Source organism: Albibacterium sp. (assembly GCF_035514885.1).
Classification (GTDB): domain Bacteria; phylum Bacteroidota; class Bacteroidia; order Sphingobacteriales; family Sphingobacteriaceae; genus Albibacterium.
The window spans coordinates 1-22,641 of sequence record NZ_DATJCH010000016.1 but is presented as its reverse complement, the minus strand read 5'-3'; the positions used below and the strand labels follow the sequence as shown (position 1 = coordinate 22,641).

Sequence of the window (22,641 nt, the reverse complement as noted above, 5' to 3'; positions counted from 1 at the left end):
TGCTGCTTTGACAAAGTTATTTAATTAAAATGAATAATTAAGACCTCCGAAAACATTGAACCCTAAACGAGGGTAATATAGGTATTTTTCATAGTTGGAATTTAGTAAGTTATTAGCTTGAATAAAAACGCCAAACTGACGATTTACCCTATATTCTGCACCAGCACTAAAGTCTGCGAATGCCGGTACTTTTTTAATAATGGGATCTGTTGTTATGTAATCGAAGGGAACCGCAGTAGGTTCATAGTTATATGTTTTTGCATAGTTTTCTCCTGCAAATAGTACTTCTGCATTTAAGAATACCTTTTCGCTGATGTTTATTCTTGCATTAGAAGAGATTTGAACTTTAGGCATCATCCAGGCTTCTTTTTCAGTTGATAGCTTATAGTCAGTTAAGTTCAGTTTTCCACCGATGTTTACGGTTTCAGAAACCCTCACATTGATTTCGCCTTGCAAACCTGTGATAGTGGTGGCCTTTTCGATACCTGCATCGTAAATCAGGTCAAATTTAGTTGGTTCATTCGGACTATTAACAAATAATGCTAAGTCTTCAACCTTACGATAGAAAACGCTTGCTTTATAACCGAAAGTGGCTCCAACATTTCCTTTTACTCCTCCACTAATATTTAAGCGATCTATTGTATTACGAATGGCAATATTTTCATTAAGATACGGATTGCTTTGTGCTAAAGAACGTAATGATGTTTTGTTTACATCTCCCTTTACACTTCCAAAAACACTTACGAATTCAGGAACAACATCGAGTTCGATGTTAGCCAATGGGAATAAGTTAGACCGGCTGTTTTCTCCTGATTCAGATACGAAGTTAGCTCCTAGAGTAACTCTATAGTTGTTTCCCTGAAAGCGAACATAGGGGTTTAGACGAATAAGGTTATTCGATATGGAATAATCGGTTGCTTTTACACTACCCATATCTGCTGAAACATTTGCACCAACATTGAAAACATTGATTGCCTTATTAAAATAGCCACTGATTGCAACAGAATTCTCTTTTGCATTGAAGGCGTCGCTAAATAAGTAAGCATCCATTTTTAAGGAGTAGCTTACATCTGTATCCTGCGGGTCGAAATTCTTTAGTAGTTCTCCGGTAAAGAATATATCATTAAAATGCTGATCCTGGCCTTCTGAATTAATAGTTGCATTGTCTTGTGCATAAGGAACAACACCATAGAAAGCAGTTCCATAACGATTGTATCCAAGCTCTCCGCTCAGCGTGATTTTTTCTAATATACTACGTCCAAATACTCCGATTCTTTGTTCTGAGAACTTTTGGTTTTCAAGATCACCTTTTTGGTTAAGATGCTTGGCATAAAATCCTCTCTGATAATTTTCGTCTGTTCCTGAGTTGATGTAAATTTCACCCAGGATTGAACCAAAGTTTCCAATTCCTAGTTTAGCATAGTTGTTGGTCATGATTCCCGGTCGGGTAGAAGGCATGTCCTGAAGTGTTAATTGACCCATTCCGCTAGGGAAATTCAGCCTCTTGTCTAATACGTTATACCGCAAGGCAGGCTGCTTAGTTCTGGCATTATTCAAATCCGGACTGCGTCTTATTTTTACTGCATCAGCCAAAACAGGACGATAATCTCGAACTACCTCAACTTCTTCAATGGTTGCTGCTTCTTGTGTTTTTGTAGTATCAATTTGCGAATATGCATTGAATGAAAAAGCACAAAAGCCTATAATGAATGTATGTTTAAGTATTGAACTTTTCAATATCATGGCTTATTTCTTATTGTTAATTTGATCTAAACGTTTTGTTGCCTCCGGAATAATATCATCGTCTTTTTTCTCATAATTTTCGATGATACTTTCTAATGTGCTTTTTGCTTGGAAATCATCTTTTAAAGCAACATAGGTATCTGCTAATAGAATAAAGCTTTTTGCTACCCAGTAATCGTATGAAGGCATATTTTTAATTAAATCGAAAGCCGTTTTCTGAGCTGCAAGAATACCTTTTTCGTCAAATTGAAGCTGACCGTAATTGTATTTAGCTTCAGCTCCGACGATGGTCTGACTGCCTTTCGCTGCCAAATCGAACTCTTTCTTAGCCGATGCTTTATCATCTTTTGCTAAGTAAGCTTTTCCTGCGAATAGGTGTGCTTTTGCAACCTCTTCTTGAGAAGATTTTTCATAGCCTATTACGAAGTTGGCATATTTTAACGCTTCGTCCATGTCGCCCATCATGAAATAACAAAGCATCAGGTTGTTTATAGCGAAGCCGTAATTAGCTTTATAATCTGCGGTTAATTCAAGCTTCTTCAGTGTAGCAACAGCTTCATTATATTGTTTAAGCTGAAGGTGTAATTCAGATACACTTAATAATGTCCGTTCTGTATAAGGGCTTGTCCAGTCGTTTAGAATGATGTTGTAATCGTGAAGAGCTTCGGTAGGTTTACCGGTTCTCCATAAACTTTCCGCTCTAATGAACCGAGCAAATTTCTCTTGGATTGGTTTAGGAAACTTATCGAAGTAAGCATTGATAGCTTCTACGGCTGCTGCGAATTCTCCACGAACAAACAGGCCATTCGCAGCTTGAAAAGTAATATTATCTTGTTCTGCGGTTGTTAAATCACCAATGTTTGTGCTAAGCGCATAACTTAGATATCCCTGCGCATCTCCATTATCTATGTAAATATTCTGAATAGATTTCAAAGCAAGTTTTGCTTCATCTGTTGTAGAATACTCATCTACTACGCGTTTGAATATGCCTATTGCTTCATCATTCTCTTTATTATTGTAATGTACTAAACCAATGGTTACGAGAGCTCGTGGAACATAGCTGCTTCGTGGATAATCTTCAACCATCTGTTGCAAACCGGTTATTGCTACATCGTAATCTCCTCTTAAAAAATGTGAATAAGGAATCTCAAATGCAGCATCGTCTGAATAGTTTGAATTTGGAAATTTTTGTTGTAGATCTAGAAGTGTCGCAATCTTCGTATCAACCTGGCCTTGTAAACCTTGAATAATACCACGTTGATAAAGAGCATAATCCTCACTACTTGCTTTACTTGTAATAAGTTTATTGTATTGTGCCAATGCCCGGTCATAGCTTCTTAAGGAGAAGTATGAGTCGCCTAATCGTGCAATCGCATCATTGCGGGTATTTACATCAGCATCTCCTGAAGCAAGGAATCTCTCGAAATAATTAGCTGCTGTGCTAAAAGATGAATTCCTGTAGGCTGCATAAGCCAGAGCATAGTTTGCATAGTTATAAACAGAAGTTGATTTAGCTGCCGGATAGCGTAAGAAACGGTCGAAGTTTACTACTGCTTCTCCATATTTACGAACCTCATACATTGCTTCTGCTTTCCAGTAAGTGGCTAAAGCCTGTATTTCCGGATCTATAGGATGACTTTCTGAACGCATAAATAGAGAAATGGCATTCTCAAAAGCACGTTCATTATAATGCTCTAATCCGCGGAAATAGGTTACCTTTTGATAAGCAGCATTTGCCTCTGGGCTTCTATTGGCGATGGTTTCTAAGATATCAACAGCGTCATTGTAGTTTTTTGTACTTAGTAGGATCTCTGCTAATAAGGTTTTCGCTTCATTTATTTTGGTGGAAGTTGGATAAGTTCTCAAGTATTCCTGAGTAGCCTCTAAAGCTACCTGGTGGAATTCAAGCTCGTAAGATAATTTAGCATAATTTAATGCACCTTCTTCCTTTAATTGAGGATCGAAATCTAACTTAGAAGCTCTAAAGAAAGCATTACGAGCACTTTCTTTATTCTTAGCTTTAAGAAATGCATCTCCTAACGTGATCATACCTGCCTGATAATAAGCTTCAGGCTGATCAAGTTTTTCTAGTTCTGCAATTGCCTTTTCGTTATTGCCATTTTTAAAAGCAATATATCCGATATTATAGGTGTCTTGATTGCTTTGGGTTTTACCTTGGTCGGCAGCCTGATATTTATCGTAGTAAATCTTTGAGTTTGCCAGATCGCCTTTAGAAAAGTAGGTTGCTCCAACTATTCTAAACAAATCTGTTTCACTTTCTTGGTTAGTTGTTTCAAGGATTGGAATAGCATAGGCCAATACATCATCATAACGACCATCTAAATAGTATAGCGATGCAATGTAATAGGGATAGCTATTTTCAAATTGTTTGGATCCTTTTAGTCTTTCAAATTCAGATAATGCCGTTTTATATTCACCATCTAAATAAGCTAAATATGCATAATAGTAGATAGCTGATTCATTATAAGCAGAACGTTCGTTTTTTAAACGTTCAAACATTGGTTTCGCCTCACTATTTCTGTCTTTTTTAAAATAGGAGTAAGCTAGTTTAAAGCGATATTCCGAACTTTCTGAACCTGTTAACGCAGTTCCATCTAGTTTCTCAAACCATTCAATGGCTTTGTCATAGTTTGTCTGCGCAAAATAAGATCGACCTACCTGATAATAAGCTGCTTTTGTATTGGAGCTTGTAGGATAGTCTTTTATGTATTTCATGAATAGGTCTTCAGCATCCTTGTTTCCAACTTCAAGAGCACATACCGCTTGGTAGAAACGGGCTTTCTCTTTTAGTAGGCTAACCTGTGCTTGCTCATCTTCCTGAATAACTGACCTTATTCTAGTGGTTTCAACTTTATCAAATTGCTTTGCTGCAGCTACGTATTTTCCTCGTTCGTAGAGTTCCATCCCACTTTTGTATGCCTTGTCAATTTCTTGCCAGGCACTTTGTTGAGCATAAACTCCTCCTGCAATTAAGCTAAGTGCGAGAGTAATTTGAGTAAACTTTTTAAACATGTTATTCAATATTGCTTTGTGCTAAGATAAGATGATTATTAATGTTTGTTTAATATTTAATAAAGAAAGACCATTAAGATAACGGTAATAACTCTTAAAAAATATAATTGTATTTTAATTTTTGAGATATGGCTGATTAACCACGTTGTGCTGCCAGCAGGTATAATACCGCCATCCTTACCGCCACACCATTTTCAACTTGATCCAATATAATTGAATGTTTACTATCTGCCACATCACTTGTAATTTCTACTCCTCTATTTATTGGCCCTGGGTGCATGATGATAATTTCCTTATTCAATGAATCCAAAATTTGCTTATTTAGCCCATATAACATTGAGTATTCTCTTAATGAAGGAAAATAAGAAATATCCTGTCTTTCTAATTGTATGCGCAGCATATTCGCTACATCGCACCAGTTTAATGCATTTAATAAATTGTGTTCCACTTTTACCCCCAATGATTTAATATACTTCGGAATTAAAGTGGTGGGACCGCATACCATTATTTCTGCACCCAGTTTTTTTAGGCATAGAATATTAGATAATGCTACCCGAGAATGAAGAATATCGCCAATAATAGCAATCTTCTTGCCTCTTATTTCTCCTAGTTTTTCAATGATTGAGAAAGAATCAAGCAATGCCTGAGTAGGATGCTCATGTGCCCCATCACCAGCATTGACAATTTGTGCTCCAATATGATTTTTCAAGAATACGCCTGCGCCCGGGTAGGGGTGACGAAGCACTACCATATCCACCTTCATGGCTAGGATATTATTTACGGTATCTATAAGCGTTTCTCCTTTACTTACTGAAGAAGAAGAAGCTGAGAAGTTAACAATATCTGCAGAAAGCCTTTTTTCTGCAAGTTCAAATGAAAGGCGGGTCCGGGTAGAGTTTTCAAAGAAAATATTGGCAATGGTAATATCGCGTAGAGACGGCACCTTCTTAATGGGCCTGTTCAAAACATCTTTAAATGTTTGAGCAGTTTCTAAGATAAGTTGGATGTCGTTTGCATTCAGATCCTTAATTCCCAATAAATGGCGGGTGCTAAGTTGCTCTATTGCTTCTTTCATGCCTTGTGTTTGAATTAAGATTATTTATATTAATTGTTTTCCTCATTCAATAATAATACCTGATCTATTTTATCCGTTTCTTCCCAGCTAACGATTACTTTTTGAGAATTGATAGAATCAATAGGTAAGCCTACATAATCTGGTTCGATCGGTAAGTGTCTTGCAAAACGACGATCAACCAAGACTAGAAGTTCAACTTTCTGAGGCCTTCCAAAAGACTGTATAGCGTCTAAGGCAGATCTAATCGTTCTACCTGTCCATAGTACATCATCTACCAAAATAACCTTTTTATTTTCTACTATAAAGTTCATGTTGGTGCTGCTGGGAGACAAAGGTAAGCTTCCTTTCATTCGGAAATCATCACGAAAGAAAGTAATATCCAAATCTCCTGACGGGATGTCGCCTACAGAAAGTATCTTTTTTAATTCCTGAACAATGCGATTGGCTAAATAGCCCCCACGTGGCTGGATGCCTACGATTACTGAATTTGAGAAGTCTTGATGGTTCTCAATCAATTGGTGACAAAGACGTTGTATGGTGATTTGGAATTTGGTGCCGCTTAACAGAATTGAATTTTGCATCAGAGGTGTTATTTGGTCAAAAATAGTAATTATTTTTAGAATAATCATAGATTTAGCAATGTTTGGACGTCTATTTGCTATAAATGATTTAAAACAATTTAAAAATTGAAATGATGAGAAATACCTTAATTGTAATTGGAATAATCTTGTTGATTTTTTGGGGAATTGGATTAATCTTTAAAGTAATTGGAGTAGCTATTAATGCTTTACTTATTATAGGTTTATTCTTAATTGTATTGAGCCTGATCAAAGGAAAGAATAAGAGAATTGACCAGGGAAGAGATTTATAATATAAAAAGAGAGCCTGATATGTATATACATATCAGGCTCTCTTTTTATATATATTAGTTTTTTTAATAACTAAAATCGTCTGCCTTATCTTCAGAACTTGAAAATCCATTCTCAGAGAATTCATAACGTTTTTCAACAACTTCTTGATTCTCTTTAATATATTCTACTGTTTCGTTCAATCCTTCAACAAACTTTTCGAAATCTTCTTTATATAGAAATATTTTATGTTTAATAAATACACCATCTTCTAGTCTTTTTTTACTTTCCGTAATTGTTAAGTAATAATCGTTAGCTCGTGTAGCCTTTACATCGAAAAAATAGGTGCGTTTCCCTGCTCTCACTTTTTTAGAAAAAACCTCTTCCCGATCTCTCTTGTCAAAATCTCCCATTTGAAAATATTTATATAAGTTATAATTTTTGCTATAAATATAAATGATTAATTTGAAAAGATGCAAATAATACTTGATGAAATAAGGATAATTTCATCAAATAGAGATTATATTTTGCTTTTCCTAAATCTACTTTTCGGATAGATGGTCATAATCATCAAAATAATGGTCGTTTATATGGCTTCGAACATCACTACTAAGGTCTTGATCTATAAAAACGATGTTATTGCAGTCGTTTTGGATTCTTTTTATCACTCGATCTAAAGTTGATAAGGAATAACTTCCTCTATCAAGCTTAATTATATACTCTCTTTCAGAAATTTCTAAATTTAAACCACTCATAATTTATTTAATTTATTATACCAAAGATAACGCTGCATTATGAAGCATATATTATCCTATTGTTAAATTAAGGTATTACAAAAAAGGCCTTCTCAAATAAGAAGGCCTTTTTTTGTAATATAAAATAGAATGGATTATGTAAGTTGATTTTGGCGGATGATGTTTAGGGCACCTCCTGCTTTAAACCATTCAATTTGAGGTTCGTTATACGTATGATTTACGCTGAAAGAATCCATGGTGCCGTCGGCATGGTGAAGTACCACTGTTAAAGGTTTTCCAACAGCAAATTCTGTTAATCCGATAATATCAATGCGGTCATCCTCTTGAACTAAGTCATAATCGTTTGGATTATCAAACGTGATACCCAGCATACCTTGTTTCTTAAGGTTCGTTTCGTGGATACGGGCAAAAGATTTCACCAATATTACACGAACACCTAAATGGCGAGGTTCCATGGCTGCATGTTCACGAGATGAACCTTCACCATAATTTTCATCACCTACTACAATGGTATCAATGCCAGCTGCTTTATAAGCACGTTGAGTTGCCGGCACAGCTCCATATTCACCTGTAAGTTGGTTCTTAACGCTATCTGCCTTTCCATTTACAAAGTTAATGGCTCCGATAAGCATGTTATTAGAAATATTATCAATGTGACCACGGTATTTTAACCAAGGTCCAGCCATTGAAATATGATCCGTAGTACATTTACCTTCAGCTTTAATTAACAATCTCAAGCCAATTAAATCTTGTCCGTTCCAAGGTTTAAAAGGATCTAAAAGTTGTAAGCGATCCGAAGTAGGATTTACAATTACTTGTACACCTTCACCATTCTCTGCCGGTGCCTGGTATCCAGCATCTTCAACTGCAAAACCTTTGGTTGGCATTTCTAATCCAGAAGGTTCGTCAAGTTTAACTTGTTCTCCTTTAGAATTTGTTAAAGTGTCTGTTAATGGGTTAAAAGATAGTCTACCAGCAATTGCTAAAGCAGTTGTTATTTCCGGAGAAGCTACAAACGCGTGTGTATTTGGGTTGCCATCATTACGTTTTGCAAAATTTCTATTGAAAGAAGTAACGATTGAGTTTCTTTCCTTTTTATCAGCACCGTGACGTGCCCATTGACCAATACAAGGTCCACAAGCATTAGCAAGTACAGATCCGCCAATCTTTTCAAAAGTATCTAAGAAGCCATCGCGTTCAATTGTATAGCGTACAAGCTCAGATCCTGGTGTAACTGTATATTCAGATTGAACTACTAAATCCTTTTCTAATGCTTGTTGTGCCAATGAAGCAGCTCTGCTGATATCTTCGTAAGATGAGTTAGTACATGAACCGATTAAACCAACTTCTAATTTATCTGGCCAGTTGTTTTCTTTAACTGCTGCTGCAAATTGAGAGATAGGCCAAGCTAAATCGGGAGTAAATGGTCCGTTAACGTGAGGCTCTAATTCAGAAAGGTTAATTTCAATAACCTGATCAAAATATAGTTCAGGACTTTGATATACTTCATCATCGCCTGTCAAGTGTTGCTTAATTTGATTTGCTAAATCAGCTACATCGCCACGTTCAGTTCCTCTTAAATAAGCTTCTGATTTTTCATCATAACCAAAGATAGAAGTGGTAGCACCAATTTCAGCACCCATATTACAGATGGTTCCTTTTCCTGTTGCAGAAAGTGTACGAGCTCCTTCGCCGAAGTATTCTACAATAGCACCTGTTCCACCTTTTACAGTCAGGATACCTGCAACTTTAAGGATAACGTCTTTAGCAGAAGTCCATCCCGAAAGTCTTCCGGTTAGTTTAACTCCAATTAATTTCGGAAACTTCAGCTCCCAAGGTAAGCCTGCCATTACATCACAAGCATCTGCGCCACCAACTCCAATAGCGATCATTCCTAATCCGCCGGCGTTTGGAGTATGTGAATCTGTACCGATCATCATTCCACCCGGAAATGCATAGTTTTCTAGAACAACCTGATGAATAATTCCAGCACCTGGTTTCCAGAAACCAATGCCATATTTATTTGAAACCGAAGCTAAAAAATCATAAACCTCCCGATTCTGCTCATTTGCGATTGCTAAATCGGCATCCGCACCAACTTTTGCCTGTATTAAATGGTCACAGTGAACGGTTGAAGGAACAGCTACTTGAGGGCGGCCTGCCTGCATAAATTGCAATAAAGCCATTTGAGCCGTTGCATCTTGCATGGCTACGCGGTCTGGTGCAAAATCTACATAATCCTGACCTCTTTCATAAGCAGTATTTGTTTCACCCGTCCAAAGGTGAGCATACAATATTTTTTCAGTAAGAGTGAGCGGTTTGCCAACAGATCTACGAGCTGCATCAATGCGACCTTCAAATCGTTGGTAAACACTTTTTATCATTTCGATATCAAATGCCATAATATTATTATTGTTTAAAATGTATATTGTTGGGTGATTATGGCTGAAATTGGTACATATAAGGCACTAAACCAGCCAAAATTGTTGCGAATTTACAAAAAATCTCATAATATAGAGTTTCCTTTGAGTATAATTACAATATTATAACTAAGCACGGTGAGGGCTTTAACATTAAGTTAACCTAAGCGTTAAGGTAACTTAATTCTTTGGTAATGTTTAGTTCATAGTACAACCATTTCTTTGTAGCAGAATTTAAACAAAGGATGAACGTACAAATTTTTAACAGAATTGCAGCTCTTGCAATTTTTCTTCTCGCAACTCATAGTGTTTATGCGCAGAAGGGTTCGGTTAACGGAATAGTAACCGATGCCACAACTAAAGAAACAATTATTGGAGGGAATATCAGTTTACAAGGAACGCTTTCCCGAGCGGCAACTGATCTGAATGGAAAATTCCAACTTGCCGATGTAACTCCCGGACCCTATAATTTAATTGTTACCTACATAGGTTATCAACCGCAAACATTGCCGATCGTTATCGAAAATGGAAAAACACTTGAAGTAGCTGTTACATTGAGGTCTGAATCTACTCAAATGGAAAGTGTAACAATTACTGCTCGTGCTAATATGCAAAATGCTACAGCTTTAATAGCAGAGCGTAAAAATGCTACCACTGTTGTACAGAAAATTGGTGCACAGGAAATGGACAGAAAAGGGCTCGGCGATGTAAGCGAAGGTATAGCTCAGGTTTCTGGAGTTTCAATGGGTAATAATAAAGCATTGTTTGTACGAGGTTTGGGCGATCGTTATAACAATGCAACATTAAATGGTTTGCCAATTCCTTCAACGAATCCGGATATGAAACTTATTCCGCTGGATATTTTCCCGAGTTCTATTGTTGAGAACATTGCTGTAGTAAAATCATATACCACTCCATTTTATGGTGACTTCTCCGGAGGAACAGTAGATATCGTAACTAAGGGATATCCTTCCAAACCTTACTTTAAAGTATCCCTATCATCTGGATACAATTCAATCGTTACAGGCAAAAGCGATTTTCTAATGTCTCCAAGAGCAACCCGCGGATTCTTTGGCTTTGATAAAAGCAGAAGAGAAATGCCGGCGATTGTTGCGCAGACTAATAGTTACAATTCTTCTGAAGGAGGTGCTTTAATGAATCCGGGCTTTAATACAGATTGGACTCCCTATTCAACTACAGCACCAATAAATAGAGGGATTTCTATCGCAGGAGGTAATAGATTCTTTTTAAAGAACGATAAGCGGATTGGATATTTATTTAATCTAGGACATAAAGTTGGTTATTCGTATGAGGATGGAACAAGTGCTCTGTATAATGCTCAGGCCTCACCAAGCTATCATTATGATACACATAATTATGGATACAGAACTAACTCAACAGCTTTAATGTCTTTGACGTATGGACCTAATAACCATTCAAACTATACGTTTACAGGTTTGGTAGTTAACCAATCAAACGATAATGTTTTTGAGAATGTTGGTACACATGCCGATATTGATAATAGTATTATGGGTAGACGCAATACCTTGGTTCAGAATGATTTATTCGCCGGACAGTTAAATAGTAATTATGACTTTTCAGATAGATTGAAATTAACATGGGCAGTTGGTTATACAAAAACCATCGGTTCAATTCCGGATCGCGTTCAAAATACTTTTGAAGAAGGTTCACAAGGCTATATTTTATCAAATCGCAATAATGCTGATAATCATCGTTTCTTTTCTGAACTCAATGATGATGAGGCTTCAGGAAAAGTAGAATTAGATGTCAAGCCTAAAAATGAAACATCTGCCCTAAAGAACTATCAGTTAGGAGTGAATGCAAAATACAAATTCCGTGATTTTGCAGCCCGACAAATCGACACACGTATTATGAATCGCAATGTGGTTGACTTAAATGATGTTGATGCAGAACTAAGTGAGTCTAATTTAGAATCAGGAGACTGGGAATATAAAGAAACGTATTATGCTGCCAACAAGTACAACGCAAACTTAGGAATTGCAGCACCTTACGTTAATTTTAACTTTAACTGGAATGATAAGTGGAATTTAGTAGCCGGTATTCGTGCAGAAATATCTAATCAGTCCCTTGATTATAAAACAGGAAGAGATGCAGAAGATGCTCCATTTAGAAACAATACTATTTCACAAGTAGATATCTTACCAGGTGCTACTTTGAAATATTTGCTAAATGAAAAGTCAAATATTCTACTAGCAGGTAGTCGTACCATGTCAAGACCTCTGTTTGTTGAAGTTGCTCCTTTTCGTCTAAATAACGCTACTGCTACAGCAGAGCAGCAGGGTAATCCATATTTAAAAAATAGTTCAAATTACAACCTGGATTTAAAGTATGAATTCTATCCTTCACGCGGTGAGTTAATGGCAGTTTCTTTATTCGGTAAATATATTAAAGACCCAATCGAGATGATGCAACTAGCTTCATCAGAAGCGATATTCTCCTATGTAAACTCCAATCAAGCAATAATTGCAGGAGTAGAGTTAGAGTTTAACAGAAATTTAGGAAGCCTGTTCCAAACTGAATCCAAAGTTTTAGCAAATGCATCTATCGGCTTTAACGGCTCGTATATGTATAACAAAATTCAATTTGAAGATGAGCGTATCCTTGAACTAAGCAAACAGGGTAGTCCTGTTGCACCTACCAATAGGGCAAGGTCACTGTACGGTGCTTCTCCTTATCTTGTTAATCTAGATCTATCTTATAAGGCAGATTGGACTAAAACAACCAATACGATGTTCACCGTGGCTTACAGCACATTTGGTAAACGCTTATTCGTTGCAGGCTCACAAGGTGCCGGTGATATTTTTGAGATGCCGTTCAATTCATTGGATATGCAAATCAATACTTCATTTAATAATCACTTTGGTTTTGATATTTCAATCTCAAATATCCTAAATCCTGCTGTCAAGTTTGAGCAAGAATTCGACAGTCAGAATCTAAGTTTTTCAGAGTTTAAAAAAGGCTTAACCCTAGGTGCTTCATTGAGTTACAATTTTTAAAAACAAACAATCTTTAACCAGATTTAAAGGTTTAAGATTTCTTAATAATTAGTTAATAGTTGAATAGTTCCTTTGTGATAGAAATAAAAAGCAAAGCAAATTAAGTTAAATAAAATAAAAGAAAATGAAAAGAGTTAGAATTACAAAATCAGTGGCAATAGCGCTTAGCGCATGTGTGTTATTTGCTTCTTGTTCAAAAGATGATAATCCGATTACTCCAAATCCGGGTAATGGTGGTGAATTAGAAAACAATGCAACTCTTACTGGTGATATCAGTACAAATACTACTTTAACAAAAGGAAATACGTACTTTCTAAAAGGAGGAGTTCACGTTGTGGATGGTGCAGTTTTAACCATTCAAGAAGGTGTAACTGTAAAATCTGATCCTAATGATGGATCAGCAGCTTATTTATTAATCGATCCGAATTCTAAGATCGAAGCTGTTGGTACTGCAGAAGCACCTATTGTGTTTACTTCTGGAAAAGCTAGTCCGCAAGCACAGGATTGGGGCGGTATTATCTTAACTGGTAAAGCGCCTATCAACGTTACAGGAGGTACCGCACTTTCTGAAATGGGACAAGGTATTTCTTATGGAGGAACAGAAGAAAATCATAGTTCAGGGACATTGAAATATGTACGTGCGGAATATACCGGTAAGAAATCTACTTCAGAAAAAGAGCATAATGGTTTTACTTTTGAAGGTGTAGGATCAGGTACAACTGTTGAGCATATCGCAGTTTATCACGGTGGAGATGACGGTATTGAATTCTTCGGTGGAACAGTGAATGTTAAATATGCTGTAGTTTATGGTGCACAAGATGATTCTTTTGACTGGACTTACGGATGGAGAGGTAAAGGACAGTTCTGGGTTGCTGTACAAGGCGATATCTTAGCTGATCGTGGTATTGAAGCAGATAATAATGGTAGCAATAGGAGTGCAACACCTTTTTCGGAGCCAACTTTATCTAACGTTACACTTGTAGGTTCATTAATCGCTCAAACAGGTGATGATTTAGAAAGCAATCCTGAATCTGGAAAAACAAGAGCAATCAAATTACGTGAAGGAACAAAAGGTAAATTACATAATTTCGTAACTTATGGTTTCTCAAGCGGAGTAGAGGTTGAGCACGATGAAACTTTGGCTAACATGGAAGCTGGTTCATTGATCTTTGCAAACTCTTCAGTGTACGGACCAAAATCATGGAGCTTCAAAAATACTGCAGGTGCAGCATTTACAGGAGATAAATTATTTAGTGCCGAAGTTAGCAATGTGGCAGACCTGCTTGTTAAGCCAGCTTTCATTAGTGGTAAATATCTTGGAACAACAGAAGCAAACGCATTGGATCCTAAAACTCTTGATGCTTGGTTTACTTCTGCTAAATACCAAGGGGCAGTTCCAGCAAACGACAACTGGGTTTCAGTTGGAAGTTGGGCAAAAGTTGACTAAATATGTATAAAGGCCTCCCTTTTTAAAATTCATCCTTTAGATTCGGGGAATATAAAGTCTGCGCTTGCGCAGACTTTTTTGCTTTCACTCTTTTTCTTATATATATTCGTAATTAACCTGATATTATGGGAAAATGGTTTGATAAACACTTTTCTATGAATAGAAAGGAGTTGCAAGGACTTTCGCTTTTAACTGTTGTTGTTGTCTTCCTCTGGTTCTTACCCGATATTTATCGAATAGTCCGACCTGTAAAGCCTGATCCTGATTTCGCTTTACGAGAAGAAGAGATTCATCGTTTTTTGGCAAGACAGTCTCAGGTAACAAATATTAATTCTTCAAGTGTAAACTCTAAGCTCGAACCAGAGTATTTTCCTTTTAATCCTAATGAGCTAACCGTAGACGAAGCACGACGGTTAGGCTTATCAGATTATCAAATACGAATGATTCATAACTACGTTGCAAAAGGCGGAAGGTTTTATACTAAAGACGATTTTACAAAGATCTATGCTATAAACGAACAAGATTTTATACGTCTATCACCTTATATTAATCTTAAGGAAAGGAATGATCGGAAAGAGAGTGCTTTCAAACCAACAACAGGTGAATCAAACTATATTCAACCTGTAGCTCAATTTTTAATTGAACTTAATGCAACAGACTCTTTAGAGCTACAGGAGCTTCGGGGTATTGGGCCTGTATTTGCATCGCGTATTATTCGTTTCAGAGATCTGATCGGAGGGTTTTACACAAACTCGCAGCTATTAGAAGTATATGGAATGGATGAAGAAAGATTTAGAAATATACAGGACAATATTTATGCAGATTCAACCAAGGTTAATAAGATTAATATTAATACAGTAAGTTACCAAGAACTTTCCAAGCATCCTTATGTCAGTGCCAAAAAAGCCAATGCAATTGTTCAGTACCGCAATCAGCATGGAAATTATCTTCAAGATTCGGAATTATTGAATATTGAAATCATAAATGAAGAATTTTTGCGTAAAATTGTCCCGTATTTAAGTTTTACAGATGATTGAAGAGAGACTCAAAGAGACCATACGGGATATACATGATTTCCCAAAGCCCGGCATTGTTTTTAAAGATATTACACCCATTTTAAAAGACTATCAGCTATGTTCTGATATTGTCGACAAATTTGCAGATCAATGTAAAGATTTAAAACTGGATGCCGTTGTGGGTATTGAAAGTCGCGGCTTCTTATTTGGTTTCCTACTAGCGAATAAGTTAGGATTACCCTTTATTCCCATTCGTAAACAAGGGAGATTGCCTGCTGATACTTATCAACAACGCTACGATCTTGAATATGGTTCTGCATCTATAGAAATTCACAAGGATGCATTCAAACCCGGAGCCCGTTTATTGGTTCACGATGATTTACTGGCAACGGGGGGAACAGTTGTCGCTACAAGTAAGCTTATTCAGATGATGGGTGGTGAAATTGCTGCTTTTGCCTTTGTAATCAATTTAGATTTTCTAAAAGGTGCTGAAAAGATTAGGCCTTTTTGTGATAATATCTTTTCGTCAGTATCTTATTACTAAATAAAAGAATTAATTATTACAGCTTCCTACTGGATATTCTGGTTTCAGAAGATAGTTTCATAGGGCTAACCAAGTCAAGTGATTGGATATTCGCTTCAATCTCCATTTGTATGGTCCCATCTGAAATTAATCCGCTTTGCAGATCAGTTTCAAGAGTTCCGGTTTGAGTACCTTTTAAATCTATTTTAAAAGAGGAGTTATCAACTAGTCCAGAAATATCGCCCTTCACATTAATCCACGCTATATCCTCACTTGTGCCTTCCAGTGTATAATTAATATCGTTTTGCAGTTTACCACTCATCAAGTTAAGGTGAGATAATTTTTTCCAGCTCGTACCTATAGAAATAGGATTATCAGGATAAATGTCCATATGTAATGAGGTGATTAAAGCTGAATCTGTAAATAGATTCTTTATAAGTTCATTTGACCGAAATTCATCTCCAAATTCGTTCGACTTAAATTCATCTCCAAGTTCTTTAAAACCTTCTGTTTTGTAAATATTCCCCTTAGTGTCCAGGAAAAGATAGAATGATTTTCTGGTGATGTTATCAAGACCGGCTAAACGACTATCACTGCCTTTCAATTCTGAGTCATATTCAATTTGATTTCCAGGATAATCAATAGATAATTGCATTTTTTCGCAGGTTGCTTTAATCTTTATCGACTCCCCATCGTTGCTTTCTACCGTATATTTATAGTCGATATTCGACTTCTGATTCATCTCTATTTGGTTTCCTGTAATCTCTTGAGTCATCTTTTGGTCAGTAGAAATTGAATATAAATAGGAATCACCCGCCAGCAGATTGAGGTGTAAATCTAATTTGGGGCTATCAACATCCTGAGCGGATAAACTGTCAATATCTTGAGCTGATAAGTTGTTAAAGCTAAAGGAAAGCAATAAAGCAACAGCGAGAAGGAATTTCATAAAGTGACTAAATTTCTGTAAAAATATATCTTTATCTTGGTTAAGCCAAAACAATGCCACTCATTTAAAAAGAAATGAACGAAGGTTCGAGAATGTCATATTGTAATATTTTAGTGGATGTATATAATAAGGTAAAAACAATTCAATTTAGAAAAAGTTATTTTAATAGTTTTGTGAAAAATATAGCATTATGGAGTGGATTTCTAATCCGGAAATTTGGGTATCGCTTACAACATTAACAGTATTAGAAATTGTACTAGGTATTGATAACATTGTTTTCATATCTATTCTCAGCAATAAACTTCCTGATGATCAACAAAAAAAAGCCCGCCAAATAGGTTTGGCACTGGCAATGATTACCCGGGTATTGCTGTTGCTTTCCATTAGCTGGATTATGTCATTAACAAAACCTTGGTTTAATGTTGCCGAAATCTTCGGGCAGGATACAGGTTTTTGGTTTGATAAACTCGATTTCTCCGGTAGGGATATTATTCTTCTTTTGGGTGGATTGTTCCTGATTTATAAAAGCACAGTTGAAATACATGGTAGGATGGAAGGAGAGGAACATGACGATTTGGTGCCGAAAAATAAGGTGACATTCGGTAACGTAATCTTTCAAATCTTAGTATTAGACGTTGTTTTCTCATTAGACTCGGTTATAACCGCGGTTGGTATGGCAGATGAAATTGCAGTAATGATTGCTGCTGTAATCATAGCCGTAATAGTAATGATGGTATCGGCAGGTTCAATCAGTGATTTTGTAAATAAGCATCCATCTGTTAAAATGTTAGCCCTGGCATTTCTCCTACTGATAGGTGTTTCATTAACTGCCGAGGCATTTGAACAGCATATTCCTAAAGGATATATTTACTTTGCGATGGCATTCTCTGTTTTAGTGGAAGTTCTGAATCTGAAATCTAAAAAAACGCGTACAATTGCTCCAAATACGCGATCTAAAACAAAAGACCAATAAGTAAACTATTGTACTTTCTGTCAGTTTTTTCTTTGGCATAGTTTTAGAATTAATATAAACATCGTACTTTTGCACGATTTTTCTATAAAGAAATGACTAAAAAACAAAGAAAAACTGCTGTTAATGCAGATATTGTATTAATAGGAGCGGGCATTATGAGCGCAACTCTCGGCGTTCTGTTAAAACAATTAATGCCGGAAGCTAAAATACAAATACTAGAACGTTTAGATGAAGTTGCAGCTGAAAGTTCTGCAGCATGGAATAATGCAGGAACAGGACACTCTGCTCTATGTGAATTGAATTATACTCCACAAAATTCTAACGGTTCTATTTCAATTGATAAAGCACTTCATATTGCTGAATCTTTCGAAGTATCCAAGCAATTTTGGGCATCTTTAGTTGAAATGGGACTTATTTCTATGCCAGATAAGTTTATTCATTCTATTCCACATATGAGTTTGGTGGTAGGAGAAAATAATGTTTCCTTCTTAAAGAAACGTTACGATGCCATGCAACAGAGCCACTTGTTTCAAGGAATGGTTTATTCTGAAAACTTTGATAAAATTAAAGAATGGGTTCCTTTAATCATGGATGGCAGAAATAAAGAGGAGAAGATTGCTGCAACCCGTATTGATATAGGAACAGATGTCAACTTTGGTGCTTTAACTCGTGCCATGTTGCATTATTTAAGTTCTCAGGACGGCGTTGAGATGCGTTTAGCTCATGAAGTGCAAGATATTCAAAAGGATGAAGACGGACGTTGGGAAATAGAAGTGAAAAACCTAACAACCCGCAGAAAGAAAGTAATAACAGCGAATTTCGTATTTATTGGTGCTGGTGGCGGATCATTATTGCTTCTTGAAAAATCAGGAATCCCTGAAGCAAAGGGCTTTGGCGGTTTCCCGGTTAGCGGACAATGGTTGAAATGCGTTAATCCGGAAGTAATAAAAGAGCACCACGCTAAAGTTTACGGTAAAGCTGCAATTGGAGCACCACCCATGTCGGTTCCCCATTTAGATACCCGCTTTATTGATGGTAAGAAAGCATTGTTGTTTGGACCTTATGCAGGTTTCTCAACAAAGTTTCTGAAGAATGGCTCGTACCTTGATTTGGCAACTTCTATTAAAATTGGAAATATCAGGCCGATGATAGCAGCCGGATTGGATAATATTGCTCTTACTCGCTATTTAATTAATGAAGTAAGACAGTCGCCAGAAGACCGTATTAAAACATTACAATACTACGTTCCAACTGCGAAAATGGAGGATTGGGAATTAGAATATGCAGGTCAGCGTGTACAGGTAATTAAAAAAGATGAAGAACACGGTGGTAAGCTAGAGTTTGGAACCGAAGTAGTTACCAATGCCGAAGGGTCATTGTCAGCTTTATTAGGGGCTTCTCCTGGAGCGTCAACCGCAGTTTCCATTATGTTGGATGTTCTCTCAAAATGTTTCCCGAAACAGATGAAACAAAAGGAATGGAAGACTAAGTTACAGGCTTTAATCCCTTCATATGGCCACTCGTTGGCAAAAGATGCTGAATTAACTGCTAAAATGCGTGCACGCAGTGCTGCTATTTTAGAGCTAAACGAAAAAGAGGAAATCAGTATATAATAGGTTTTGCATATCTTAAATCTTTAATTAGATTTGCGGTCGCAATGGGGGTTTAGCTCAGCTGGCTAGAGCGCTTGCCTGGCAGGCAAGAGGTCACCGGTTCGACTCCGGTAATCTCCACTTAAAAAAAGCACTTATCCATTAAATCGGATAGGTGCTTTTTTATTGATATTAATTTATTTACATTAAACCTAGCAGTGCATCGGAATACTTGGAAAATGATTAACAAGTATGTTTGATATGATTTTATTTACATCAAAGTGAAATGAATATATTAGAATACCTTTCAAAGAAACTCTTTCTTATTGCCCTTCTCTTTGTTGTATCCCTTTCTGTTTATGGACAGTCAACAATAACTATTGGCTCTTGGAATTTAAAAGACTTTGGACAAAGTAAAAATGATCAGGAGATAGAATTCATTGCTAATACGATTAAAGATTTCGATGTAATAGCTATTCAAGAGATTGTTGCCGGTTATGGGGGAGCTCAGGCTGTTGCCCGCTTACACGCTGTTTTAAATAAAAAAGGTACAAACTGGGATTATTCTATTAGTGAACCGACGTCCGGCTCGGCGTATAAAACTGAAAGATATGCCTATATCTGGAAGACTAATAAATTGCAAAAAGTTGGTGATGCATGGCTTGAAAAGAAATATAGCCAAAAAATAGACAGAGAGCCTTTCTTTATTAGGTTATCAGCAGATGGAAAGGTCTTTACACTTGTGAATTTTCATGCCATCACAAAATCAATGAAACCAGAAACGGAAGTGAAGTACTTTAAGTTTTTCCCTAAGTTCTACCCAGGAGATAATCTTATCTTTTGTGGTGATTTTAATTTGCCTCAATCACATACTGTATTTAATCCATTAAAGAAAATGGGCTATCTCCCTTCATTAGAGGATGTCAAAACTTCCTTAAAGCAGAAATGTAATAATGGCGATTGCATGGCTTCTGAGTTTGATAATTTCTTTTATAATCAAGCAAAAGTTAGGTTTGTTGCCGCCGGTATAATCCCTTTTTATAAAGCATTTTTTGATTTAGGTGAAGCAAGGTTGATCTCCGATCATGTGCCTATTTATTTTGAGTTTATACTTAAATATTAAGTTACAGCTTTTGTTTTTCACAATTCTAACCTATTTATATTTAGGTTGCGCTACTTACTTTTTGTTTAGAATTGAGATAGGAAAAGGCAGATAGTAAGACATCATATGGCCTATAGCCAGTTATCATGGTACTTTGATATCCCTTTTTCTTTATGATTAAGGTAGGGAATCGGGTTATCCGGTGTAATTTAATTTCATTCATATCTTTACGAAGTGCATCTCGACTTGCGGGTTGATTATATTCTTTTCTGAATTGATTCACATCAAATAAAGTTGGAAACTCAACTGCTAATTCGTGTGCGACTTTAGAAAGCACTTCTTCTTTAGAAATATTCAGTCCTCTTTTCGTTACAGCTTCTCTTAAAGCAAGCAACATTGATACTTCGGCTTCTTTGGATTGAAGTCCGGCAGTTTTTATTGCTATACAAGGGGGAAATGAAGAAGATGGAGGATCTGTGATCCAAATGCTGTCATCGATTTCTGTATTGGTTATATATTTTGCTTCCATCCACACCGGGCCCATCTGTGCGGGCTTTATAACAGAATTAAGAGGGTCGGTAAATGAATTCCAATCAGGAATCATCCCTGCCAAGCAATATCTAATGTTGATTGCCGCGTCTAAATTCTCTCTTAAACTATTAATATGGGGTTGTAAGGCTACACTCCAACAACACAGGGGATCCGTATATATTATTACTTCTATCGAATCTCCTGTGTCTTTTTTGTTGTCCATTTCTACCTATTTTTTATAGAGACTCCATTGAATATCTTCCATTGGTGTTGCTGAATTAATTTCAGTACTGCGAATTTTACTTAACTCTTTATCCGCTTTTTCCACACTTTTAGCAGTTCGTTCAGTTCCCTCAGGCTCTAAATCGATAAGGCCATTTGTTTTTTCTACTTCTGCTAAAGGATCTTCACAGTATTGCCATGCCTCACCCATTTGAGTGCTGGCTCCTTCGTTCCAAGGACCTCGGAAATCTGCTCCTGAAGACATATTATAATAGCGATTACTATATCTTGGGTCACTTTGTAAAACTCCGGGAGGAAAATTAGGTTGAATTGAATTCAATGCTGCTTCAAACATCTGATAATGTGCAACTTCTCTTGTCATAAGAAAGCCCAATGTTTCCTTTACATAGGGATCGTCGGTAAATTTCATCAGATATTCATAAACAATCTTTGCTCGAGATTCCGCAGCGATATTTGAACGTAAATCCACACTTAAATCTCCATTTGCATTTACATAAGAACCTGTCCAAGGCACTCCGTTACTATCCGTTAATGTTGGTCCACCTCCTGATAGAACCCCAAATTGAGGGTTCACCATGGCTTCATGGATAAATCCTTCTTTTGCAGATTGTCCATCCAATAAACTCATGATTTCTTCTTGATCTGCCGCATCTTTTAATTCACCATTAACTCCTGTCAATAGCATTTGAATAGTAGAACCTACGATTTCTAAATGACTAAATTCTTCGGTCGCGATATCCATCAAAAGATCATACTTGTCTGGATATGGCGTTTTGCAGCTAAATGCCTGAACGAAATACTGCATTGCAGCTTTAAGTTCTCCATTTCCGCCACCAAACTGTTCTAAGAGAAGTCGGGCAAAACGTGGATCTGGTTTTGATACTCTTGCGTTAAATTGCAATTCTTTTACATGATGAAACATATTATAGTGATTAAATAAATAGAATATATTGTTTACCTTTTACTACAATGTATAATTGATTTAGTTATCAGAAATAAAAAAAAGCCGTAAAAGTACGTACCACTATGGGGTTTTTACATAAAACAATAGTCTTATACGGATTGCTTTTTATTATTCTATTCCTTAGAGGTAAACCAGAAAAATAAACTCAAAAATTTAATTAGAAATGAACGAGCGCCTACACGATTTAATGTGTAGGCGCTCGTTCATTTCTAATGGTCTTGCTTGTGAATTGAATAGGAATCGAACAATTATTTGTCTCGTTCCTAAAAAAGCTATACACTCTAACCGAGTAGTATGGAAAGGAATGAAACGCCGCAAGGCAAGAAACCGCATCGTAAATTTGGTGCTCGATTTGCAAAGCAAATCGTAAAAGAAATCGAAGAGGGGCTTCC

The 22,641-nt window shown here is 36.5% G+C and carries 18 protein-coding genes and 1 tRNA gene; 9 read left to right on the top strand and 10 right to left on the bottom strand.

Annotated elements, in window-relative coordinates; genetic code table 11:
* Positions 1 to 24: 24 nt before the first annotated feature.
* The 4 genes from VL047_RS08635 to pyrR all read right to left on the bottom strand — a co-directional run bounded on the left by VL047_RS08635 (position 25) and on the right by pyrR (position 6,432).
* Entirely contained in the window at positions 25 to 1,737 is a 1,713-nt protein-coding gene (locus VL047_RS08635; protein ID WP_325359722.1) for a TonB-dependent receptor, read from the bottom strand.
* Between the two features lie 9 nt (positions 1,738 to 1,746).
* A complete protein-coding gene (locus VL047_RS08630; protein WP_325359721.1) occupies positions 1,747 to 4,776 on the bottom strand; it encodes a tetratricopeptide repeat protein in 3,030 nt (1,009 codons plus the stop codon).
* A gap of 136 nt (positions 4,777 to 4,912) precedes the next feature.
* Positions 4,913 to 5,851, bottom strand: a complete 939-nt coding sequence (locus VL047_RS08625) for an aspartate carbamoyltransferase catalytic subunit (protein WP_325359720.1) — start codon at positions 5,849 to 5,851, stop codon at positions 4,913 to 4,915.
* Positions 5,852 to 5,880: 29 nt separating this feature from the next.
* On the bottom strand, positions 5,881 to 6,432 hold the full coding sequence (gene pyrR, locus VL047_RS08620) for a bifunctional pyr operon transcriptional regulator/uracil phosphoribosyltransferase PyrR (protein ID WP_325359719.1): 552 nt from the start codon (positions 6,430 to 6,432) through the stop codon (positions 5,881 to 5,883).
* Between the two features lie 110 nt (positions 6,433 to 6,542).
* On the opposite strand from pyrR, the gene VL047_RS08615 reads away from it, so the two are divergent.
* Positions 6,543 to 6,722, top strand: a complete 180-nt coding sequence (locus tag VL047_RS08615) for a DUF5670 family protein (protein WP_325359718.1) — start codon at positions 6,543 to 6,545, stop codon at positions 6,720 to 6,722.
* A gap of 63 nt (positions 6,723 to 6,785) precedes the next feature.
* On the opposite strand, the gene VL047_RS08610 is transcribed toward VL047_RS08615, so the two are convergent.
* The 3 genes from VL047_RS08610 to VL047_RS08600 form a co-directional block, all read right to left on the bottom strand.
* The gene (locus VL047_RS08610; RefSeq protein ID WP_325359717.1) at positions 6,786 to 7,112 is read right to left on the bottom strand and encodes a DUF3276 family protein; all 327 of its coding nucleotides are present in this window, start codon (positions 7,110 to 7,112) and stop codon (positions 6,786 to 6,788) included.
* Positions 7,113 to 7,241: 129 nt separating this feature from the next.
* The gene (locus VL047_RS08605) at positions 7,242 to 7,454 is read right to left on the bottom strand and encodes a hypothetical protein (protein ID WP_325359716.1); all 213 of its coding nucleotides are present in this window, start codon (positions 7,452 to 7,454) and stop codon (positions 7,242 to 7,244) included.
* Positions 7,455 to 7,588: 134 nt separating this feature from the next.
* A complete protein-coding gene (locus VL047_RS08600) occupies positions 7,589 to 9,856 on the bottom strand; it encodes an aconitate hydratase (protein ID WP_325359715.1) in 2,268 nt (755 codons plus the stop codon).
* A 263-nt stretch (positions 9,857 to 10,119) separates the two neighbouring features.
* Here VL047_RS08600 and VL047_RS08595 point away from each other — a divergent pair, with 263 nt between their 5' ends.
* From VL047_RS08595 to VL047_RS08580, 4 genes are all read left to right on the top strand, one after another.
* Entirely contained in the window at positions 10,120 to 12,912 is a 2,793-nt protein-coding gene (locus VL047_RS08595) for a TonB-dependent receptor (RefSeq protein ID WP_325359714.1), read from the top strand.
* 124 nt (positions 12,913 to 13,036) lie between these two features.
* Positions 13,037 to 14,359 carry a hypothetical protein gene (locus tag VL047_RS08590; protein ID WP_325359713.1) on the top strand — a complete coding sequence of 441 codons (1,323 nt, stop codon included), beginning with the start codon at positions 13,037 to 13,039 and terminating at the stop codon, positions 14,357 to 14,359.
* 155 nt (positions 14,360 to 14,514) lie between these two features.
* Positions 14,515 to 15,396, top strand: coding sequence for a helix-hairpin-helix domain-containing protein (locus VL047_RS08585; protein ID WP_325359712.1), 882 nt, complete (start codon positions 14,515 to 14,517; stop codon positions 15,394 to 15,396).
* Positions 15,389 to 15,919 (top strand): adenine phosphoribosyltransferase, encoded by a 531-nt coding sequence (locus VL047_RS08580; protein WP_325359711.1) that lies wholly within the window; start codon positions 15,389 to 15,391, stop codon positions 15,917 to 15,919. The genes VL047_RS08585 and VL047_RS08580 overlap by 8 nt, the downstream gene beginning before the upstream one ends.
* Before the next feature lie 16 nt (positions 15,920 to 15,935).
* On the opposite strand, the gene VL047_RS08575 is transcribed toward VL047_RS08580, so the two are convergent.
* Positions 15,936 to 16,844 carry a DUF6263 family protein gene (locus VL047_RS08575; RefSeq protein ID WP_325359710.1) on the bottom strand — a complete coding sequence of 303 codons (909 nt, stop codon included), beginning with the start codon at positions 16,842 to 16,844 and terminating at the stop codon, positions 15,936 to 15,938.
* A 190-nt stretch (positions 16,845 to 17,034) separates the two neighbouring features.
* Between VL047_RS08575 and VL047_RS08570 the strand changes: the two genes are divergently transcribed.
* The 4 genes from VL047_RS08570 to VL047_RS08555 all read left to right on the top strand — a co-directional run bounded on the left by VL047_RS08570 (position 17,035) and on the right by VL047_RS08555 (position 20,532).
* A complete protein-coding gene (locus tag VL047_RS08570) occupies positions 17,035 to 17,817 on the top strand; it encodes a TerC family protein (RefSeq protein WP_325359709.1) in 783 nt (260 codons plus the stop codon).
* A gap of 92 nt (positions 17,818 to 17,909) precedes the next feature.
* A complete protein-coding gene (locus tag VL047_RS08565) occupies positions 17,910 to 19,430 on the top strand; it encodes a malate:quinone oxidoreductase (RefSeq protein ID WP_325359708.1) in 1,521 nt (506 codons plus the stop codon).
* 46 nt (positions 19,431 to 19,476) lie between these two features.
* Positions 19,477 to 19,550: transfer RNA gene (locus VL047_RS08560), tRNA-Ala, on the top strand.
* Between the two features lie 145 nt (positions 19,551 to 19,695).
* The gene (locus VL047_RS08555; RefSeq protein WP_325359707.1) at positions 19,696 to 20,532 is read left to right on the top strand and encodes an endonuclease/exonuclease/phosphatase family protein; all 837 of its coding nucleotides are present in this window, start codon (positions 19,696 to 19,698) and stop codon (positions 20,530 to 20,532) included.
* 40 nt (positions 20,533 to 20,572) lie between these two features.
* Here VL047_RS08555 and VL047_RS08550 read toward each other — a convergent pair whose 3' ends face one another.
* On the bottom strand, positions 20,573 to 21,265 hold the full coding sequence (locus VL047_RS08550; RefSeq protein WP_325359706.1) for a DsbA family protein: 693 nt from the start codon (positions 21,263 to 21,265) through the stop codon (positions 20,573 to 20,575).
* A 6-nt stretch (positions 21,266 to 21,271) separates the two neighbouring features.
* Positions 21,272 to 22,207 (bottom strand): manganese catalase family protein, encoded by a 936-nt coding sequence (locus VL047_RS08545; RefSeq protein WP_325359705.1) that lies wholly within the window; start codon positions 22,205 to 22,207, stop codon positions 21,272 to 21,274.
* Positions 22,208 to 22,641: the final 434 nt, after the last annotated feature.

Excerpts from the sequence above, each read along its gene's own strand:
- VL047_RS08630 (WP_325359721.1), bottom strand. The coding sequence starts at position 4,776 with ATGTTTAAAAAGTTTACTCAAATTACTCTCGCACTTAGCTTAATTGCA.
- VL047_RS08625 (WP_325359720.1), bottom strand. The coding sequence starts at position 5,851 with ATGAAAGAAGCAATAGAGCAACTTAGCACCCGCCATTTATTGGGAATT.
- pyrR (WP_325359719.1), bottom strand. The coding sequence starts at position 6,432 with ATGCAAAATTCAATTCTGTTAAGCGGCACCAAATTCCAAATCACCATA.
- VL047_RS08615 (WP_325359718.1), top strand. The coding sequence starts at position 6,543 with ATGATGAGAAATACCTTAATTGTAATTGGAATAATCTTGTTGATTTTT.
- VL047_RS08610 (WP_325359717.1), bottom strand. The coding sequence starts at position 7,112 with ATGGGAGATTTTGACAAGAGAGATCGGGAAGAGGTTTTTTCTAAAAAA.
- VL047_RS08605 (WP_325359716.1), bottom strand. The coding sequence starts at position 7,454 with ATGAGTGGTTTAAATTTAGAAATTTCTGAAAGAGAGTATATAATTAAG.
- VL047_RS08600 (WP_325359715.1), bottom strand. The coding sequence starts at position 9,856 with ATGGCATTTGATATCGAAATGATAAAAAGTGTTTACCAACGATTTGAA.
- VL047_RS08595 (WP_325359714.1), top strand. The coding sequence starts at position 10,120 with ATGAACGTACAAATTTTTAACAGAATTGCAGCTCTTGCAATTTTTCTT.
- VL047_RS08590 (WP_325359713.1), top strand. The coding sequence starts at position 13,037 with ATGAAAAGAGTTAGAATTACAAAATCAGTGGCAATAGCGCTTAGCGCA.
- VL047_RS08585 (WP_325359712.1), top strand. The coding sequence starts at position 14,515 with ATGAATAGAAAGGAGTTGCAAGGACTTTCGCTTTTAACTGTTGTTGTT.
- VL047_RS08580 (WP_325359711.1), top strand. The coding sequence starts at position 15,389 with ATGATTGAAGAGAGACTCAAAGAGACCATACGGGATATACATGATTTC.
- VL047_RS08575 (WP_325359710.1), bottom strand. The coding sequence starts at position 16,844 with ATGAAATTCCTTCTCGCTGTTGCTTTATTGCTTTCCTTTAGCTTTAAC.
- VL047_RS08570 (WP_325359709.1), top strand. The coding sequence starts at position 17,035 with ATGGAGTGGATTTCTAATCCGGAAATTTGGGTATCGCTTACAACATTA.
- VL047_RS08565 (WP_325359708.1), top strand. The coding sequence starts at position 17,910 with ATGACTAAAAAACAAAGAAAAACTGCTGTTAATGCAGATATTGTATTA.
- VL047_RS08555 (WP_325359707.1), top strand. The coding sequence starts at position 19,696 with ATGAATATATTAGAATACCTTTCAAAGAAACTCTTTCTTATTGCCCTT.
- VL047_RS08550 (WP_325359706.1), bottom strand. The coding sequence starts at position 21,265 with ATGGACAACAAAAAAGACACAGGAGATTCGATAGAAGTAATAATATAT.
- VL047_RS08545 (WP_325359705.1), bottom strand. The coding sequence starts at position 22,207 with ATGTTTCATCATGTAAAAGAATTGCAATTTAACGCAAGAGTATCAAAA.